Source organism: Gymnodinialimonas sp. JB5-7, from assembly GCF_055693405.1.
This window is the reverse complement of record NZ_JBVFUX010000012.1, coordinates 1,771,776-1,789,398: the sequence shown is the minus strand read 5'-3', so window position 1 is coordinate 1,789,398 and position 17,623 is coordinate 1,771,776. Positions and strand designations below refer to the sequence as shown.

The following is a 17,623-nucleotide window of genomic DNA, read 5'->3' as shown; positions in this document are numbered from 1 at the left end:
CAGCTTTCGTTTTTGTTCGCTTTTCGCGCTAGTCTGCTGCGATTGCCGCGATCAGCGCTTCCACCTGCGGGCCGAGTGCATCGACGATCACTGCAACACCTCTGGCGTTGGGGTGAATCCCATCGGCTTGCATGAGGTCAAGGACGCTGCCCGGGTCGCTTTCGGCGTCCCCATCAAACCCGCCAAAGAAGCTTTCCGCATAAAGCGTCCCATATTCGGCGGCGAGCTCCGGGTACATGGCATCAAAGGCCTGCTGGAAATCGGGCCCGTAGTTTCCCGGCGCCGTCATCCCGACAAGCAATACTTCAACCTCCGCTCCAGCGGCGACATCCAGTATGCCCGCCAGATTGGACCGGCTGGCTTCCGGCGGAATGGCGCGCAGAAGGTCGTTGCCGCCAAGCGTCACGATCATCCCGTCTACATCTTCGGTCAGCGTCCAGGCCGCGCGCGCCAGCCCCCGGCGGTTGTATCGCCCGACACGCCTGCATTGATCAGGCGCACGTCATGCCCACGCGCCTGCAACCACGCCTGCATCTGCGGCACGAAGCCGTCTTCCTGCACCAGACCGTAGCCCTGTGTCAGGCTATCGCCGAGCGCTGCGATCACGACTTCCTCTGCGGCGAGCGGCATCACCGATGCGAGGAGGCTCGCAGAGGCGAGTGCGGTCAGCTTGCCTCGCCGCACCGAGGCCCCATATGCCAGTGAACCCAATGCCCAAAGGCCCTGCCCCATGGACCCGATCCTTTCGCTGAACGACGCACGCCTGACGCTGGATGGCAATGCAGGCCTCGTCGATATCCTGCACGGCATCACGCTGGACGTGACCAAGGGGGAAACGCTGGCGCTGACGGGGCCGTCTGGGTCGGGCAAAAGCTCTCTCCTTATGCTCATGGGCGGGCTGGAACGGGCCACAGGCGGCACTGTCATGGCGCTTGGCCACGATCTGACCGCGATGACCGAAGATCAACTCGCCCGGTTTCGCAGGGATCATATGGGGGTGGTTTTCCAATCCTTCCACCTGATCCCCACCATGACAGCGCTGGAAAATGTCGCCACGCCGCTGGAACTGGCCGGTCACGCCGATGCATTCGACCGGGCCGAGGCCGAGTTGACGGCCGTGGGCCTTGGCCACCGCCTGACCCATTACCCCGCCCAGATGTCAGGCGGCGAACAGCAGCGCGTAGCCCTTGCCCGTGCCGTGGCCCCGCGCCCGGATATTCTGCTGGCTGATGAGCCCACCGGCAACCTCGACGGGTCCACCGGCGCGCAGATCATGGAGCTTTTGATGCGCCTCCGCGAAAGCCATGGCGCGACCCTTATCCTCGTCACCCATGCGCAAGACCTCGCCAATCGCTGCGACCGAGAGGTGCGGCTGCGCGACGGGCGCCTCGATCCGGTGTTACAAGATGCAGCAGAATGATGAGACGCTGGAAATATCAGGGGCTTGGCACCCTTGTGCTGGAGGGTCAGGGCGTGACGCTTGACCAGCCTTCGCAGGGCGACCCGCAAGGGATCGTCGCTTTTGTCGAACGCGGGGTGAACGCTGAGGGGCGCCTTTCGAGCGCGGCCGGGGCGATCCGCTACCTCAAGCATGGCTGGCTGCGCGCCGTCTTGGATCGCCCCCACCCCATGGCGCGGCAGGCGTTGCTGGAGGGCGCCGATGTGGGCGTCTACATCCACCAATGGGAGAATGATCCGCTCGCCGCAGCTGAGACAACCCAACGCCTGATCGCCATCGACCAACCGCCTTGGAACATGGGCATCCGCCGGTGAAAAACGCATGGCGCATCGCCCGGCGGGAATTGCGCGGGGGCTTTCGGGTTTCCGCGTGTTCCTCGCCTGCCTCGCCCTTGGGGTCGGCGCGATTGCCGCTGTGGGTTCTGTCCGCGTCTCGATCGAGGAAGGCATGGCCCGCGAAGGCGCGGTGATCCTTGGCGGTGATGCCGAGATGTCCTTCACCTACCGCTTCGCCGAACCCGACGAACGGGCGTTCATGGAAAGCGTGGCAGAGGCGGTGTCGGAGACGGTTGATTTCCGTTCCATGGTGGTGGTGGACCGGGACCCAGTCGAACGCGGCCTGACGCAGGTGCGCGGTGTCGACAGCGCATGGCCCCTTTATGGAGAGGCCGGGTTGGACCCGCCCATGGTCATGGCAGACGCGCTGGAGATTCGGGACCTGCCCGGTGCGGTCATGGCGCCACTTCTGATGGACAGGCTGGCCCTGCAGCTTGGCGACACGTTCACCCTTGGCACCCAGGACTTTGAGCTTCGCGCGGCACTTGTCGACGAACCGGACGGCGCGGCCTCGGGTTTTGGCCTTGGGCCACGCACCATCGTTTCGCTCGAGGGGCTTGAGGGCGCGGGCCTGATCCAGCCTGGCACGCTTTACGAAAGCCAGTACCGGCTCGCTCTGCCCGAAGGCTCGGATCTTGCCGCATTGGAGCTTGAGGCGCAGGCATTTGAGGCCACAGGCGCGCGCTGGCGCGATGCACGGAACGGCGCGCCGGGGATCGCGGAATTCATCGAACGGATCGGCGCGTTTCTGGTGCTGGTCGGCCTTGCGGGCCTTGCCGTGGGCGGGGTCGGCATCGCCGCAGCAGTGCGCGCCTACCTCGACCGCAAGACAGCTACCATTGCTACGCTGAAAACCGTAGGCGCGGAAAGCCGTACGATCTTTGCCGCCTATTTCATGCAGGTTGGCTTGCTGACACTGGTGGGCGTCGCCATCGGCCTGTTCCTCGGCGCGCTGGCCCCAATCGCCGTTGGTCCGCTGATCGAAGCGCAACTGCCGGTCCCTGTAGCGATCAGCGTCTATCCGGCACCGCTGGCAGAAGCCGCGCTCTACGGCACCCTGACGGCGCTGATTTTCACGCTTTGGCCGCTGGCGCGCACCGAACGAGTCCGTGCCGCCGCCCTGTTCCGCGATGCCACCGCGCCCGTCAAAGGTTGGCCGCGCCTTCCGTTCCTGCTGGTGATCCTTGCCTTGGCATTCGGCCTTGTCTGGGCCGCCGTAGCCTTTTCGGGTGTGCCGACCCTGGCGCTTGGAACGGCGGGCGGCATATTCGGATCGCTGCTGATCCTGACCCTTGCGGCTTTGTTGATCCGCGTTCTGTCGCGTGTGCTCGCGCGCAGTCGGATCGTCCGGGGCCGCACGACCCTGCGCACGACGCTTGGCGCGATCGGTGGGCCGGGGTCCGAGGCGACGTCGGTGGTGCTGTCCCTGGGTCTTGGCCTGTCCGTCCTGGCGACAATCGGACAGATCGACACCAACCTGCGCAGTGCGATCCAGCGCGACTTACCCGAAGTCGCGCCCTCCTACTTTTTCGTGGATATTCAACCGGATCAGCTAGAGCCGTTCCTGGCCCGTGTCGAAGGCGACCCCCAGGTCAGCCGGGTCGACACCGCCCCGATGCTGCGCGGCATCATCACGCGCATCAACGGCGAACGCGCGCAGGATGTGGCGGGCGATCATTGGGTCATCCAGGGTGATCGGGGCGTGACCTATATGGCGGGGCCGCCGCCCGCCGAGGAAATCGTGGCAGGCGAATGGTGGCCCGAGGACTATAGCGGCCCGCCGCTTGTGGCCTTCGCGGCTGAGGAAGCGTTGGAGATCGGGATCGGCATCGGCGACACGATCACCGTCAACATTCTGGGCCGCGACTTCACCGCGGAAATCGCCGCGCTCCGCGATGTTTCCTTTGAAAACGCAGGCATAGGCTTCATCGTGACGATGAACCAGGCCGCCCTGACGGGCGCACCGCACACCCATATCGCAACCGTCTATGCCGAGGAAGAAGCCGAGGCACAGATCCTGCGCGATGTGGCCGGCGACGCGCCCAACATCACGGCAATCCGCGTGCGGGATGCGTTGGATCAGGTGGCTGAGGCCTTGCGGTCTATCGCGTCGGCCACATCTTACGCGGCTTTGGCGACGCTGCTGACGGGCTTCATCGTGCTGATCGGTGCAGCAGCGGTGGGCGAGCGGGGCCGTGTTTTTGAGGCGGCTGTCCTGAAAACGCTCGGCGCGTCGCGGGGGCTGATCCTGCGCTCTTTCGCGCTGCGTGCGGCGCTGTTGGGGGCTGCGGCGGGGCTTGTCGCGATCTTCGCGGGTGCCCTTGGCGGGTGGGCGATGATGACCTTCGTGATGGAGACGGACTACGTGTTTGAGCCTTATTCTGCGGGCGCAATCGTGGTTGGAGGCGCCTCGGCGACATTGCTGTCGGGCCTTGCATTTGCGTGGCGACCCCTGGGCGCGCGACCGGCGCGCATCCTGCGCGCGCAAGATTGACGGCTTTTCCCTTGCCAAACCCCGTCTGAGGCCGCACCTGTTAGAACATGTTGAGGTCGGTGAAGTCCCTGTTGGGGCGCAAAAATCAGGCGAAATCCGAGGCGCAGGACGCGGTCGCAGAGGTGGCGGACCTGCCCTGCCCCGAACAGCAAACCTATGTGATCGGCGACATTCACGGGCGTGCCGACCTGCTGGAATTGATGCTTGAGCTGATCGATGCCCATATCGGCGGCACCTCGGCCACGAACCCGAAACTGGTCTTTGTGGGCGACTATATCGACCTTGGGCCCGACAGTGCGGTTGTGCTGCAACGCATGCGCGAATTGCAGGAGACGTTCCCCGAAAATGTCGTCTGCCTGATGGGCAACCATGAGCGTATGTTGTTGGATTTCCTAGATGATCCGGCCACGCGCGGGCCGCGCTGGATGCGTGCCGGGGCCGGTGAAACCCTGCGCAGCTTTGGCGTCGCGACGGCTGATCTGGAAGACAGCCCGGAATATGATGCCTTCCCGGCGGCGGCCCATTCGTTGCGGCGCAGACTGCCCAAAGGCCTGCGCGAGTGGATCGAGGCGCTGCCGCTTAGCTATACATCGGGCAATCTGTGGGTTGTCCATGCGGGCGCTGATCCCGGCCACGCGATGGAGGATCAGACGCCGCGCGTGTTGCTTTGGGGGCATCCGGAGTTTGATAGCGCGCCGCGCGGGGATGGGTTGTGGATTGCCCATGGCCATACCGAGATGGAGGCCCCCTGGCAGATGACGGGCGCATTGCGACGGATACCGGTGCGTGGAAAACCGGGCGGTTGACGGCATGTGCAATCCGCACGGATGGGCGGCATGATTTCCTGCAGACATAAGTGACCATCTGGTCGCATATCTGACCATTTGGACGCTTTTTCCCGGAAAAAAGCGTCCAAATGGTCGGGGTTTTGGGTGCGGTCGGAAGTTTGCCAAAACTGCGTTCAGATGAACGCAGTTTTGGCGGGTGCTTGGGTTAGCGCGACAGCTTCTCTTCCGCGCCTTCCTCCAACTTGGTGTTCCACAGCGGCACGCGGGAGCGGAACGCGGCGCGGCCGATCATGTGAGCCGCGACGGGGGCGGTGATCAGCAGGAAGAGGATCGTCGCAACCGCGCGGGTGATCGTGCCGGTATCTGCAAAGAAAATGGCGACGGCGATCAGGATCAGGCCCGAGCCGAGGGTGCCCGCCTTGGTGGAGGCATGCATGCGGATCAAAACGTCCGGCAGGCGCAGCACGCCGAGGCCTGCGACGAAGCAGAAGAAGCCGCCGAGGATAATGAGGGCCGCGAGGATGTATTCGACGATCATGCCTCAGGCTCCTTCTTGGCGCCGGGCGCTGTGATGGGAGTGGAGCCGTCATAGCGGTGCTGGCGACGCTCGACGTAGCGGGCGAGTGCGACTGTGGCGAGAAAGCCGATCACGGCGACCACGATGGCGACGTCCACAAACGCGGTTTGTTCAGACAGGATCGCGTAGAGGCCGCAGAAGCTGACGATTAGGACCGTCATCATGTCGAGCGCGACCACGCGGTCCGGCAGGCTGGGGCCCTTAACGAGGCGGATGAAGCCGCCCACGACGCCCAGCATAACGAGGACGAAGGAGATATCGACGGCGGTGGACAGGATGGGACTCATTCCATGGCCTCCTTCACGCGACGCTCCACCCCTTCCTTGATCTGGCGGCGGATCTCGTCCGGGTCATCGGCGAACATGGCGTGGATGCAGAGCGTGTTGCTATCCTCGGTCACATCCAGACACAGGGTGCCGGGAGTGAGGGAGATGTAGTTCGTCAGGACCAGAACGGCCATTTCGTCCTTTACGTCGAGCGGCACCGCCACAATGCCGGGGCGCGCCATGTGCTGGGGGGTGAGGACGTCGATGACGACCTGCACGGACGAGACGACGAGTTCCCACAGGAAGGTGATGACCAGTTTGATCCAGCGGAAGGTGCGCGTGAAGTAGCGGTCGCAGCCGGGGAAGAGCGGGCGCGTCACGTAGAGGGCGGCAGAGCCCAGCGCGAAGCCGATCAGCAGGTTGGCGAGTGTGATCTCGCCGGTGAGGGCCGCCCAGGCGACGGCAAGTGCGATGTTGAGGCCGAAGATGTTCATGTCTGGGCCTTCCCGCACGGGGCGATGTCGCTGTGCATTTTCATGGAACAAAGATGGGCAGGACGGCGCGTCATTGGCTGACCTCCGGAGCGGCGGAGAGGACGGTTTGGACGTAGACCTCTGGGTTCAGGAGTTGGTCGGCGGAGCGGGTGGCGAACTGTACGAACGGCTCGGGGAAGAGGCCGATGATGCAGGTCAGGATCGCCAGCGCCGCGATGGGGGTGAGCAGGGCCGCGCGGTCTTTCGGCGGAAGGCTGGACAGGCGCGGCTGGAGGCCCGCGGGGTGCGGTTTCCAGAAAGCGTTGCCCCATATTTTGGTCATCGAATAGATCGTCAGCAAGCCCACGATCAGGGCCACCGCGGCGATGACATAGCCGCCATCTTCGAGTGCTGCCTTGATCAAAACGAACTTTGCCCAAAACCCGGACAAAGGCGGGAAACCTGCAAGGGAGAAGGCCGGGATCAGGAAAAGGAGCGCTAACAAAGGCGCGGTTTTGTAAAGTCCGCCGATCTGGCTGAGCTCGGTCGAGCCTGCGATGCGGCGCGCGACACCGGCGACGAGGAAAAGGTTCGCTTTCACGATGATATGGTGGACGAGGTAGAAGACCGCGCCGACCAGGGCGAGCGGTGTGAAGAGCGCGAGGCCGAGGATCATGTAGCCGATCTGGCTGACGATGTGGAACGACAGGATGCGGCGGAAATCGTTCATCGCGGCCGCACCCAGGACGCCCGTGACCATGGTGAAGCCCGCAACCCAGAGCAGGATCGTGTGGGTGTAGGCGACGTCTGTCGTGAAGACGAGCGTGAACATGCGGATGAGGGAGTAGACGCCGACTTTGGTCAGCAAGCCCGCGAAGATGGCGGAGACCGAGATGGCGGGGGTGTGGTAGCTGGCGGGCAGCCAGAAGAAGAGCGGGAAGACGGCGGCCTTCACGCCGAAGGCTATCATGAACATCACGGCGATGACGACGAGGAGGCCGGGATTGTCGACCTCCTGCACCGCGCCGTGGAGGTCTGCCATGTTGAGGGTGCCGGTCATCCCGTAGAGCAGGCCGACGCCCGACAGGAACAGGATCGTGGAGATCAGGTTGAGGGTGACGTACTTGATGCCGCCATCGAGTTGCTGACGCTGACCGCCGAGGATCAGGAGGCCGAAGGACGAGATCAGCATGACCTCGAACCAGACGTAGAGGTTGAAGAGGTCGCCGGTCAGGAACGCGCCGCAAACGCCCGCGAGCAGGACCTGGTAGAGCGCGTGGTAGCCGAGCTGTTCCTTGCGTTCCTCGACGTCCGCCAGCGCGTAGATGGCGACGGCCAGACCGGTGATGCCGGTGATGACGACCATCACCGCGCTGAGCAGGTCAGCCACAAGCGTGATGCCGAAGGGGGCGGCCCATTGGCCCATCTGGGCGGCGATTACGCCTTGGTCGAGCACCTCCACCATCAGGATGATCGAGGCGATCAGAAGGCCCGCGGAGCCGAGCACGGAGATCCAGCGCCCTTCCGGGCCGTGCCGGAATAGGAAGGCCAGCACTGCCGTGGCGAAGGGGATGATGATGGGGGTGGCGAGGATCCAGCTCATGATGTGGTGTCCCGCGCGATGTATTGCTTTTCGGCGACCTGTTTGGCGGTGCTCGGTTTGGATTCGAGCGGTTCGGCCAGGCGCATCTCATCTGAATTGAGCGTGCCGAGGTTCTGGTAGGTGCGGTAGACGAGTGTCAGCGCGAAGGCGAAGAGGCCGAAACCGATCACGATGGCGGTCAGCACGAGGGCCTGCGGCAGGGCGTTGGCGGCGTCGGCCACGGGGGTTGTAGCGCCTTCGGGGATCAGAGGCGGGCTTTCAGGCGTCAGGCGGCCCGAGACGAAGATCGTGAGGTTGGCGGCGTTGGAGATCAGCACGAGGCCGAAGATGAAGCGCAGCACGTTGCGGGCCAGCATCAGGTGAACCGATGCGGCGACAAGGACACCGACCATGAGGGCGACGAGGAGTTCCATCAGACTTCATCCTCCAACGCGAGGACAAGGGTGAGGATGGCGCCGAAGACGACGAGGTAGACGCCGATGTCGAAGACCAGGACCGAGGAGATCGGGATGTAGTCACCCGAGGCGCGGTCGCCGATGAACCACCATTGGCCGGTGAAGAAAGCATCGTTGAAGAAGACCGGGTAGACGCCTGCAGCGAGTGCCGTGCCGAGGCCGATCATGGCGATGTTTTGCGGCTCAAAATGCAGCGCCTTGCGGCAGGCGGTTGGGCCTTGGGCGATGGCGTAGAGGATGAACCCGGTGGAGCCAATAAGGCCCCCGATGAAGCCGCCGCCCGGCAGGTTGTGGCCGCGCAGGAGCATGTAGACGGAGAAGAGCAGCAACAGCGCCACTAGAAGGCGGGTGGCGGCGTTGAGGATGATGGAATTCATCATGTGTCATCCTCCCGGATCGCGCCGTAACGGGTGCCGCGCAGGAGCGCGTAGGCCGAGAGCGCGGCGATGACGACGACGGCGATTTCGCCGAAGGTGTCGAGCGCGCGGAAGTCCACGAGGATGACGTTCACGATGTTGGAGCCAAAGGCCTCATAATAGGAGGTCGCGTTGAAATACTCGGTCAGGCGCAGGTCGAGGTCAGTTTGCAGGACGGCGACAAGAACGAGCGTGGTGACGGTGCCGACCGCGATGGAGAGCATCGCGTGGACGGGGCGGTTGGGCTCGGTCGTCCGCACGCCGAGGTGGGGCAGCTTCAGCATGGCGACGGCGACGAGGACCACGACGAGGGTTTCGACCAGCAGCTGGGTGATCGCGACGTCGGGGGCGGAGAACATGATGAAGAGCAGCGCCACGCCGATGCCAACGACGCCGAGGGCGGCGATGGCCGTCATGCGGGAGCGGGTCAGCGCCGTCAGGATCGCGCCTGCGGTGATGAAGACTAGAACCGCCCAATGCTTGAAGAGAAGGCCGTCAAGTTCCGCCGCGATGTCGAGCTGGAAGTTCAGCGCGTCCTGTGCCCAGAGGGTGAAGCCGGTGGTGGCCGCAAAGGTGGCGAAGATGATGAACACGTAGCGGGTCAGCACGCCGGATTGCAGGTAGCGGGTCTGGAATTCGGCAAGGGCTTTGACACCATCGAGCGTTCGGTCCCAGCCGGGGTCGAACTTGATCGGATTGGCCTGAATGATCGCGGCGAGCGCATCGCGGATGCGAGCGTGCATGAGGTAGAGGACAAAGCCCACGGCGAAGGTGATCATCGACAGGATGAAGGCGGCGTTGACCTCTCGGAACAGATAGAGATCGACGGAGACGTCGCTGCCGTAGACGGCATCGGTGGCAGGGCCGACCAGCCAGATTTCCGGGATGTCGGAGAAGATGCCAAAGTAACAGCGACAGCGCGCCCAGCAGGAAAGGGCCGATCCACATTGGCGATCGGGCCTTCGTGGACGTCGTTGAACTGCTCGGGCAGGCGGCACCGAGGAAGGGCCGCGCGACGGCGATGCCTGCGGCGACGAACATCAGGACGGAGGCGGCGAAGATGGTGCCGGTGATCCAGAGTTGCGCAGTCTCCGCCTCAAGCCCCGCTTTGTAGAGGAATTCCTTGCCGATGAAGCCGAAGAAGGGCGGGATGCCAGCCATGGAGATGGCGGCGAGCGCACCTGCGAGGAACGTCACAGGCATCTTGCGGGCGAGGCCGCGCAGGTCAGCGACTTCGCGGGTGCCGGTTTCATGGTCGACGATGCCGATCATGAGGAAGAGCGCGGCTTTGTAGAGCGAGTGGACGACGAGGAAGATCATCGCGGCCTTGATCGCGTCGGAGGAGCCTGCGCCGATGAAGAGCGTTAGGGCACCTAGGGCCATGAGGGTTGTATAGGCCAGCACCTGCTTGATGTCGGTTTGGCGAATGGCAAGGACGCTGGCGAAGACCGTGGTGAAGCCGCCCGCGATGACGAGCGCCCAGAACCATGGCTCGGTCCCGCCAAGGGTCGGGTTCATCCGCGCCATCAGGTAGACGCCGCCTTTCACCATCGTCGCGGAGTGGAGGTATGCCGAGACTGGCGTGGGCGCGGCCATGGCGTTGGGCAGCCAGAAGTGGAACGGGAATTGCGCCGACTTGGTGAACGCGCCTGCAAGGAACAGGACCAAGATGGGGATGTAGTGTTCGTGGTTGCGGATCGCGTCGCCCATTTGTGCGAATTTCAGCCAGCGAATAAGTGCCCGCCGCCTGCCCCAGCAGGATCATGCCCGCCAGGAGCGCGAGGCCGCCGGTGCCGGTGACAAGCAGCGCCTGCAAGGGCGGAACGACGCGACTTGGCGCTGTCGGAGGTGAAGCCGATCAGCAGGTAGCTGGAAATGGTGGTGACTTCCCAGAAAACGAAACAGCGCGATCAGGTTGTCGGCCAGCACAAGGCCCAACATGCCGACCATGAAGGTCATCAGGTAGAGCACGAAGCGCGGATATTCAGGGTGCTTGCCGAGGTAGGAGGTGGTGTAGAGCGTGACCAGCGTGCCGATGCCGGTGATCAGGAGCGCGAAGGTCAGCGAAAGGCCGTCAATCAACATCTCAAGCCGGATGCCCATGGAGGGTACCCAATCGAAGCCGATCAGAGGCGTCTGTCCCGCTGCTACGGCTGGCAGGAATTGCGCGAACCACACGAAGAGGGCTGTGGGGATCGCAACCGATACCCAGCCCGCCGGACCGCCCGCCAACCGTGGCACCTCCGCGCCGCCTTCTGCCACGTCGTCTCGTCCTTCCGATTGCTGTCGGTTCGACAGCGTCGCTCGTTCTTGGCCGGTCTGCACCTGAAAGTGGGGCGATGATCGCTCAGGTCCAGATGAAGTTGCATTTTGATGCGCAATGGCCGGGTTCGCAGCGGGAGATAGGGCGAACCAATCCATAGTTCAAGGCTACCGAATTTGATTTTTTGATAGGTTTGTGCTAATTTCACGCGGAGGTTGAGCGCGTTAAGCGTCGCTCAACCAGTCGAAATAGCCATCGGGCGGCGCACAAAAACTGACGGCTGGTGTTTTCGTGCGCCACCCGGTGGCGATGGTCTGCTGGTGCGTGCACACTGGAAGGGACAACTTACCAAGACAGCAGGACCATCCTCAAATGCGGCAGCGTGCCCCACCGCAATTGATTTCAATCACAACGGCCCTAACCTATTCCACGAGCGTCATAGGGAAAAGTCCCTGCGGCATAAGATTTCAATTGGAAAAAACTATACGATCGTGCAGAAACAGAACCTTCCCTTCACCTTGCGCCAGTTGCGATACCTGACAGCGCTTGAAGATACCCGACACTTCCGCGAGGCGGCTGAGGCGTGCGGCATCTCGCAACCTTCGCTTTCCGTCCAGATCAAGGCGCTGGAAGACGCGCTGGAATTGACGCTGGTCGAACGTGGGCGTGGCCCCGTGCGCCTGACCCAGGCGGGCCGCGAGATCACGGCGCGCGCGCGCGACATTCTGGATGCCGGGCAAGGCATTGTGGACCTGTCCGCCACGTTGCAATCGGGCATGGGCGGCACGTTGCGCCTTGGAACATCCGCGACATTGGGACCATATCTGATGCCGCATGTCGTGGGCGATCTGCACCGCACGCATCCTGACCTGCGCCTTTATATCCGCGAGGGGCCGCCGCAATCGCTGTTGCGGGAACTCAATGACGGCGTGCACGACCTGATCCTGACGCAACTGCCTGTGCCCGGGGCGCGGTTGACCTCGACCCGGTTGTTTCGGGAGCCGTTGGGTGTGGCCATGCCGGTTGACCATGCGCTTGAGTCCGCGTCGAACATCGAAGGGCCGGAACTGGCCGATCAGACCATCCTGTCGCTGTCGCCCGCCTATGCGCTGCACGACCAGATCTCGGCCCTGTGTCAGGAGACCGGGGCGCAGATGAGCCGCGACTATGAGGGCACCTCGCTTGATGCGCTGAGGCAGATGGTGGCGATGGACATGGGACTGACGTTCCTGCCAGCCCTGTATGTTCGGTCCGAGATCGAAGGGCGCGCGCAGGACGTTGTGGTGCGGCCGTTCCGGGGGCGCAAATTCTCCCGCTCCATCGGGTTGGTGTGGCGATCAAGTTCGGGGGCCACGGCGGCGTTTGAACGGCTCGCCAAGGCGATCCGTGAGACCGCGGGGCGCTTTCCTGAGCTGGTTCTGGAAGGTTAGACCCTCCGGCGTGAGGTCGCCGGAGATACGCAGACTGGCCAACGGGCATTGACCTTGGGCGCAATGGGCGGAAAAACTGCGCCCATGGCTGAGTTATACGACCTGTCCGACCTTGAGATGCTGGCAAAGGATTGTCTGACGCGGGCGGGTGTTTCCGATGGGGATGCGCGCATAATCGCGCGTGATGTGGCCTTGGCCGAAGCGTCCGGCGAGCGGAACAGCGGGTTCGAGGCGCTCCTGCGCGATATCCGCCTTCTGCGGTATGGCCGCGTGCATCTGGATGCCGTGGCCCGGATATCGGCCCCGGCGGGTGCAGTCCTGAAAGTCGATGCAGGCCATGGCTTTTCTGCACCGGCCCTGGCCAAAGCCTTGCCCAGTCTGATCGACGCAGCCCTGAGCGAGGGCCTGGCGCTGTTGCATCTGACCAATTCAAGTGATCCCGGCGCCATGGCCGGCGCCATGACAGGGCTGGCATCTGCAGATTTGGTGGGCATTTCGCTGCGCCCGAACGGGGCGGCCTATGCGGTCCACCCTGGCGCGCAGACGGTCACTCCGTTTGAGGCGCGTGCAGATACGATGTTGTCCTCGCTGATATCATTGGCCCCTGCCCCGGCGGATTCGCCCATGGATGGGCCCGTGACGCATTCCGGCTGGATTGCCGCGCTGAACCCGGACGTGACGGCGGGCCATGACCTGCTGAACAGCCTTCCGACGGTCAAAGCCTCGCCCACGCGGGCGGGCATTGCGCTGGCGCCGGACTTGCTGGCGCAGATTGTGAACGCATAGGCCCATGTCCTCTCCACTCCTGAAAGGACTGACGCTGCGCGGGCTGGAAGTGTTCGAGACCTTGGCCCGCACAGGCTCGGTCGCGGCCACGGCGGCTGAGTTGGGGATGAGCGCGCCCGCTGTCAGCCAGCAGATGAAGAACCTGAGCACGGCGCTGAATGCCGATCTGGTTGACGCGTCGCGCCGGCCGATGGTGCTGACGCCGGCGGGCCGCTTGTTTCTGGGGCAAGTGAAAGCCGCCCTAAAGGCGTTGCGCGCGGGGCAACGGGACCTGACGGCGCTGGATCTGAGCGAGCTGTCCACGCTGTCGCTGGGAGTGATCGAGGATTTCGAGAACGAAGTGACGCCGCTTCTGGCGACCCGGTTGGCGGACGCCATGAGCCAGTGCGCCTTTACCTTGCAGACCGGGCCGAGCCATTTGCTGCAGGCCCGCGTGGCCACGCGGGAGCTGGATATCGTGATTGCCGCCGCCGGGCCAACGGCGCCTGCGGATACGGTCGCGCTGCCGTTGTTGGACGACCCCTATATCCTTGTCGTGCCCAAGGGTCGCAGCGTAAGCGCCGGATTGGACGGGCTTGCGGATTTGCCGTTGTTGCGGCGGGACATGGAACAGATCATGGGCCAGCAGATCGAGAGCTGGCTGGGCCGCATGGGCACGGTTCCAGTGAACCGCTTCGAGATGGACTCAAACCAATCCATCAGCGCGCTGGTGGCCGCCGGTCAGGGTTGGACCATCACCACCCCCTTTCCATGTTGCGGGCCGGGCGGTTTGCGGGCGGGATAGATGCGCACCCCCTGCCGGGGCAGGCCATGGCGCGGCAGATCGTGCTTTATGCGACCTCGGACTGGTCGGGCGGCATCCCAGAGCAGATCGCGGAACTGGCGCGCGAGTTGATCGGGCAACACTTCTGGGAGCCCGGGCTGGAACAGATGCCCTGGCTCGGCGAGAGCTTCCGCGTGCTCGGCTGAAGCAACGTGCGTTTTGAGCCGCCTTTCACCCTTTGACGGCACCCGCGGTCAGGCCGCTGACGATCTGGCGCTGGAAGATCATCACCAGCAGGAAGAGCGGTGCGATGATCGACACGGCGGCGGCCACGGCTACCACCTGATCGGTCGTCGTCGTCTCACGGTTGAAGAAGCCTGCGATGGCCGGAACCATGGTCTGGTTCGTGCCATCCAGAAGCAGCGCGGTGATCAGGTAGTCGTTATAGGCCAGCAGGAAGCTGAAAACAGGCCAGTGGTGATCACGCCCGGCCACATGACCGGCATGATCACCCAGCGGAACGCCTGAAAATGGGTGCAGCCATCGACGCGGGCGGCTTCGTCCAACTCGTTCGGGAATATTCTGGAAGAACGACTGCGCAGCATCCAGATGGTGAAGGGCTGGTTGATGGACACCAGCACGGCGATCACGGCCAGCGGCTGGCCGTAGAGCGTGGGGGCGTTATCGCCCAGCCAGGGGCGCAGGATCTCGGCCGAGTTCACAAACACAGGCAGGTAGCCCGCCAGCAGAACCGAGTGCGGCAGGGCGCGGAAGATCAGCGCCACGATCAGGATCCAGAACGCGATATTGGACCCGGACCGCGCAAGGCCGTAGCCCGCCAATGTGCCGATGGTCAGCGAGATCGTGACCGTGCCGCCCACGACGATCAGCGAGTTGATGAAGTTGTTGTAGAAGCCCCGTTCGATCCAGATCGTCTGGTAGTGCTCGGTCGTCAGACCCACGATCGGTGTGCCAAGCGGGCCGAGGATCGGGTTCAGCACGACCAAGGATCGACGGGCAGGATCAGGAAGAAGGCGAAAACAAAGGCGACGCCGTAGGCCATGGCGCCGATGATCCACCCGGCCCAGACCTGACCGGCCGGGCTCCACGCCTTAACGCGACCGGGGAGCCAGCTGAACGCCAGCTTGATCGCGAAGAACAGAACGACCAGCCCCAGGGCAATGTCGAGGACGGACAGGCCATTGCCGCGCTCGCGCGTGACGGGGCCGAGGATCACGTCAAACGGATTGGCCGCGAAGGCGTCCACCGGTGACTTGAAGCTCATCAGCGTGATCCAGACGATGGGGAACGCAGCAAGCAGGCACCAGAAGGCGAGGAAAGCGGCGGAGCCGAGGCGAAGGCCGAAGGGCTGGCGCATGGCGCGGGGGTGTCGCTCATATCAGGCTCGCAGTGCTTGTTTGGTTTTGGACCCGGAAATCTGCAGATTTCCGTTTGAAAAACTGGAGTTTTCAACTGAAGGGGTGTCGAACATCTTAGTGCGAGCTCCTTATGGTCGCGCCACGTGCGGCGGAGGAGTGGGATCAGCAGGATGACGATGCCGACCATCGTCAGCATGGATGAGGCCGAGGCGCGGCTGAAGGCGCGGTTGCCGGCATCATCGGGCTGGAGGAAGTTGAACGTCAGATACTGGAGCGAGGTCACGTGCGCCTCGGCCCGGAAGCCGACAATCTCGTCAAACACGCGGTAGGCATCCATCAGGTGGATCAGCGCGATGAAAACGATCAGCGGCATCAGGTGCGGGATGACGACGTATTTCAGGCGGTCCCAGCGGGAGGCGCCGTCGATGATGGCCGATTCCAGCGTGTCCTGGTTCACGGTCTGAAGGCCCGCATAGAAGATGACAAAGGCGAAGGGGGCCACGTGCCAGACGCGGTAAAAGAGCATCAGAAGCTCGATCGTCCAGGCCTGCGCGAACATCGCGATGTCGCGGTCCAGCAGGTTCTCGATCCCGCGGGTCAGGATGCCATCGCCCACGAACAGCCAGTAGATCGAAAGCGAGCCGATCACGGGGGTGATGATGAACGGCAGAAGCGAGATGAAGATGATCGGGCCGCGAATGGATTTCGCGGCATTGTTGACCGCCAGTGCTATGGCAAGGCCTACTCCGATCACCAGCGGCAGCGTGATGAAGGTGAACATCAGCGTGAAGCGGAGCGCGGCCCAGAAATCAATCTGCATCAGCGCGCCGTAGTTGAGCGAGGTGATCGCGTCCCAGGCGCGTTGGGGTTCCAGCACACGTTCGTACGACAGCCAGCCGACCCATTCGGTCGTGGTCAGCATATCGCCGGTTTCCTCATCAAGGACCGGGATGGTGCGGACCTCAGTCGTGCAGGTCTGGGCCAGGAAGCCGGCGGAGCAGCTTTCAACCTCGACCGTTTGCATCACGGGTTGGGTGACTTGGAACGAGCCCATGAGCACGGCGTAAAGGGGCAGCGCGATGAACAGGAGCATCAGGAACAGCGATGGTCCGACAAACCAAATGAATGTCTTGAATTTCATCGTGAGAGGCCCCCGTGCCTGATTTGGTTGGCCGGGGCGCGCCTATGATATTGAGGGCGCGCCCTGACCGGTATCTTGATCCGTGCGGACCACTCCGCGCGGCGGAGGATCCACTCAGACGCCGCTGGTTACTCCAGCAGGCCTGCTTCCTGTGCGGCGACCGTGTAGGCGGCCTCAACAGCGGCAAGCGCTTCTTCTGCCGACACGTCGCCGGTGAAGAAGGCGGGCAGGCTCATCACCCAATGCGGTGTGCATCAGACCCATCTGCGTGGTCGACGGGTACGCGGGCGGTGCCGGGTTGGCCGTGGCCGAAGCAATGGCGCCTGCGGACATATCGTTGGGCTCATACCCTTCGATCAGCCAGATGGCGGCGTCCGGTGCTGCGGCAACGGTCTCGGAGTCGATGCCTGCCATCGCGGTGCGGAAGGCCATTTCAGCTTCTTCATCCGAGATGTTGGCCGCGACGACGATGCCGTCCCACCACAGGGTGGTGGCCGGTGCGCCGCCTTCCATGGCGAGCGGGGCTGCGGCGGTTGCCACGAGGCCCACGACCTGGCTTTCAGCTTCGTCGTTCATGGCACCTGCGCGCGAGGCCCAGAGGTTTGCCATGGCGATGGAGCCTTGCTGGAACTGCTGCTGCACGTAGGTCGAGTCGGACACGAGGTATTCGGGGTCCATGTACTCGGTCAGGCGCATCATCATGTCGAGGGCGGCCAGGCCTTCCTCGGAATTCACGCCGGGCGTGTTGTCGTCGTTGACGAGCGTGCCGCCAAAGCCGCCGAACATGTTCACGAATTCCTGCGCGATGTTCCAGCCGGCCTTCATGGTCGCGCCGAGCGGGTAATCGACAACGCCGGCTTCCTGAATGGTTTCGGCAGCGGTCAGGACCTCTTCCCACGTCGTAGGCGTCTCGATGCCCAGATCGGAGAGGATGTCTTCACGGAACATCAGGTGCTGGACGTTGACCATCATGGCCACAGCCATGGTCTGGCCAT

The 17,623-nt window shown here is 63.6% G+C and carries 17 protein-coding genes and 4 pseudogenes; 8 read left to right on the top strand and 13 right to left on the bottom strand.

The features are described 5' to 3' along the window. Positions 1 to 28: 28 nt before the first annotated feature. Positions 29 to 732, bottom strand: a pseudogene (locus ACZ1HK_RS17540) (arylesterase). Here ACZ1HK_RS17540 and ACZ1HK_RS17535 point away from each other — a divergent pair. The 4 genes and pseudogenes from ACZ1HK_RS17535 (at position 731) to ACZ1HK_RS17520 (ending at position 5,094) form a co-directional block, all read left to right on the top strand. Then, a complete protein-coding gene (locus ACZ1HK_RS17535; RefSeq protein ID WP_472629773.1) occupies positions 731 to 1,420 on the top strand; it encodes an ABC transporter ATP-binding protein in 690 nt (229 codons plus the stop codon). The pseudogene ACZ1HK_RS17540 and the gene ACZ1HK_RS17535 sit on opposite strands and share 2 nt — an antisense overlap. Continuing rightward, positions 1,417 to 1,773, top strand: coding sequence for a hypothetical protein (locus ACZ1HK_RS17530; protein ID WP_472629772.1), 357 nt, complete (start codon positions 1,417 to 1,419; stop codon positions 1,771 to 1,773). The genes ACZ1HK_RS17535 and ACZ1HK_RS17530 overlap by 4 nt, the downstream gene beginning before the upstream one ends. Then, positions 1,770 to 4,288, top strand: a pseudogene (locus ACZ1HK_RS17525) (ABC transporter permease). The gene ACZ1HK_RS17530 and the pseudogene ACZ1HK_RS17525 overlap by 4 nt, the downstream one beginning before the upstream one ends. Before the next feature lie 71 nt (positions 4,289 to 4,359). Beyond that, positions 4,360 to 5,094 carry a metallophosphoesterase family protein gene (locus ACZ1HK_RS17520; protein ID WP_472629771.1) on the top strand — a complete coding sequence of 245 codons (735 nt, stop codon included), beginning with the start codon at positions 4,360 to 4,362 and terminating at the stop codon, positions 5,092 to 5,094. A 187-nt stretch (positions 5,095 to 5,281) separates the two neighbouring features. Here ACZ1HK_RS17520 and mnhG read toward each other — a convergent pair whose 3' ends face one another. The 9 genes and pseudogenes from mnhG to ACZ1HK_RS17475 all read right to left on the bottom strand — a co-directional run bounded on the left by mnhG (position 5,282) and on the right by ACZ1HK_RS17475 (position 11,128). Beyond that, the gene (mnhG, locus tag ACZ1HK_RS17515; protein ID WP_472629770.1) at positions 5,282 to 5,614 is read right to left on the bottom strand and encodes a monovalent cation/H(+) antiporter subunit G; all 333 of its coding nucleotides are present in this window, start codon (positions 5,612 to 5,614) and stop codon (positions 5,282 to 5,284) included. Next, positions 5,611 to 5,940, bottom strand: a complete 330-nt coding sequence (locus tag ACZ1HK_RS17510) for an MrpF/PhaF family protein (RefSeq protein ID WP_472629769.1) — start codon at positions 5,938 to 5,940, stop codon at positions 5,611 to 5,613. The genes mnhG and ACZ1HK_RS17510 overlap by 4 nt, the downstream gene beginning before the upstream one ends. Continuing rightward, a complete protein-coding gene (locus ACZ1HK_RS17505) occupies positions 5,937 to 6,413 on the bottom strand; it encodes a Na+/H+ antiporter subunit E (protein WP_472629768.1) in 477 nt (158 codons plus the stop codon). The genes ACZ1HK_RS17510 and ACZ1HK_RS17505 overlap by 4 nt, the downstream gene beginning before the upstream one ends. Before the next feature lie 70 nt (positions 6,414 to 6,483). Beyond that, complete coding sequence (locus ACZ1HK_RS17500; RefSeq protein ID WP_472629767.1) at positions 6,484 to 7,995, bottom strand: Na+/H+ antiporter subunit D; 1,512 nt, start codon at positions 7,993 to 7,995, stop codon at positions 6,484 to 6,486. After that, a complete protein-coding gene (locus ACZ1HK_RS17495; protein ID WP_472629766.1) occupies positions 7,992 to 8,408 on the bottom strand; it encodes a Na+/H+ antiporter subunit C in 417 nt (138 codons plus the stop codon). The genes ACZ1HK_RS17500 and ACZ1HK_RS17495 overlap by 4 nt, the downstream gene beginning before the upstream one ends. Further along, positions 8,408 to 8,830, bottom strand: a complete 423-nt coding sequence (locus ACZ1HK_RS17490; RefSeq protein WP_472629765.1) for a Na+/H+ antiporter subunit B — start codon at positions 8,828 to 8,830, stop codon at positions 8,408 to 8,410. Before ACZ1HK_RS17490 ends, ACZ1HK_RS17495 begins: the two co-directional genes overlap by 1 nt. Continuing rightward, positions 8,827 to 9,864: a hydrogen gas-evolving membrane-bound hydrogenase subunit E gene (gene mbhE, locus ACZ1HK_RS17485; protein WP_472629764.1), complete on the bottom strand. Its 1,038-nt coding sequence runs from the start codon at positions 9,862 to 9,864 to the stop codon at positions 8,827 to 8,829. Before mbhE ends, ACZ1HK_RS17490 begins: the two co-directional genes overlap by 4 nt. Positions 9,865 to 9,985: 121 nt before the next feature. Further along, a pseudogene (locus tag ACZ1HK_RS17480) lies at positions 9,986 to 10,576 on the bottom strand (proton-conducting transporter transmembrane domain-containing protein); the annotation flags it as partial. A gap of 51 nt (positions 10,577 to 10,627) precedes the next feature. Continuing rightward, complete coding sequence (locus ACZ1HK_RS17475) at positions 10,628 to 11,128, bottom strand: hypothetical protein (protein ID WP_472629763.1); 501 nt, start codon at positions 11,126 to 11,128, stop codon at positions 10,628 to 10,630. Between the two features lie 492 nt (positions 11,129 to 11,620). On the opposite strand from ACZ1HK_RS17475, the gene ACZ1HK_RS17470 reads away from it, so the two are divergent. The 4 genes from ACZ1HK_RS17470 to ACZ1HK_RS17455 all read left to right on the top strand — a co-directional run bounded on the left by ACZ1HK_RS17470 (position 11,621) and on the right by ACZ1HK_RS17455 (position 14,314). Then, complete coding sequence (locus ACZ1HK_RS17470) at positions 11,621 to 12,559, top strand: hydrogen peroxide-inducible genes activator (RefSeq protein WP_472629762.1); 939 nt, start codon at positions 11,621 to 11,623, stop codon at positions 12,557 to 12,559. Positions 12,560 to 12,643: 84 nt separating this feature from the next. Next, a complete protein-coding gene (locus ACZ1HK_RS17465) occupies positions 12,644 to 13,345 on the top strand; it encodes an Ldh family oxidoreductase (RefSeq protein ID WP_472629761.1) in 702 nt (233 codons plus the stop codon). Positions 13,346 to 13,349: 4 nt separating this feature from the next. Beyond that, a complete protein-coding gene (locus ACZ1HK_RS17460) occupies positions 13,350 to 14,129 on the top strand; it encodes a LysR family transcriptional regulator (protein WP_472629760.1) in 780 nt (259 codons plus the stop codon). Further along, complete coding sequence (locus tag ACZ1HK_RS17455; protein WP_472629759.1) at positions 14,096 to 14,314, top strand: hypothetical protein; 219 nt, start codon at positions 14,096 to 14,098, stop codon at positions 14,312 to 14,314. The genes ACZ1HK_RS17460 and ACZ1HK_RS17455 overlap by 34 nt, the downstream gene beginning before the upstream one ends. Positions 14,315 to 14,339: 25 nt before the next feature. On the opposite strand, the pseudogene ACZ1HK_RS17450 reads toward ACZ1HK_RS17455, so the two are convergent. The 3 genes and pseudogenes from ACZ1HK_RS17450 to ACZ1HK_RS17440 form a co-directional block, all read right to left on the bottom strand. Beyond that, positions 14,340 to 15,486 (bottom strand): annotated as a pseudogene (locus ACZ1HK_RS17450) (carbohydrate ABC transporter permease). Beyond that, on the bottom strand, positions 15,393 to 16,628 hold the full coding sequence (locus tag ACZ1HK_RS17445) for a carbohydrate ABC transporter permease (RefSeq protein ID WP_472629758.1): 1,236 nt from the start codon (positions 16,626 to 16,628) through the stop codon (positions 15,393 to 15,395). Before ACZ1HK_RS17445 ends, ACZ1HK_RS17450 begins: the two are co-directional and overlap by 94 nt. A 174-nt stretch (positions 16,629 to 16,802) precedes the next feature. Then, entirely contained in the window at positions 16,803 to 17,612 is an 810-nt protein-coding gene (locus ACZ1HK_RS17440) for an ABC transporter substrate-binding protein (protein WP_472629757.1), read from the bottom strand. Between the last annotated feature and the right edge of the window lie 11 nt (positions 17,613 to 17,623).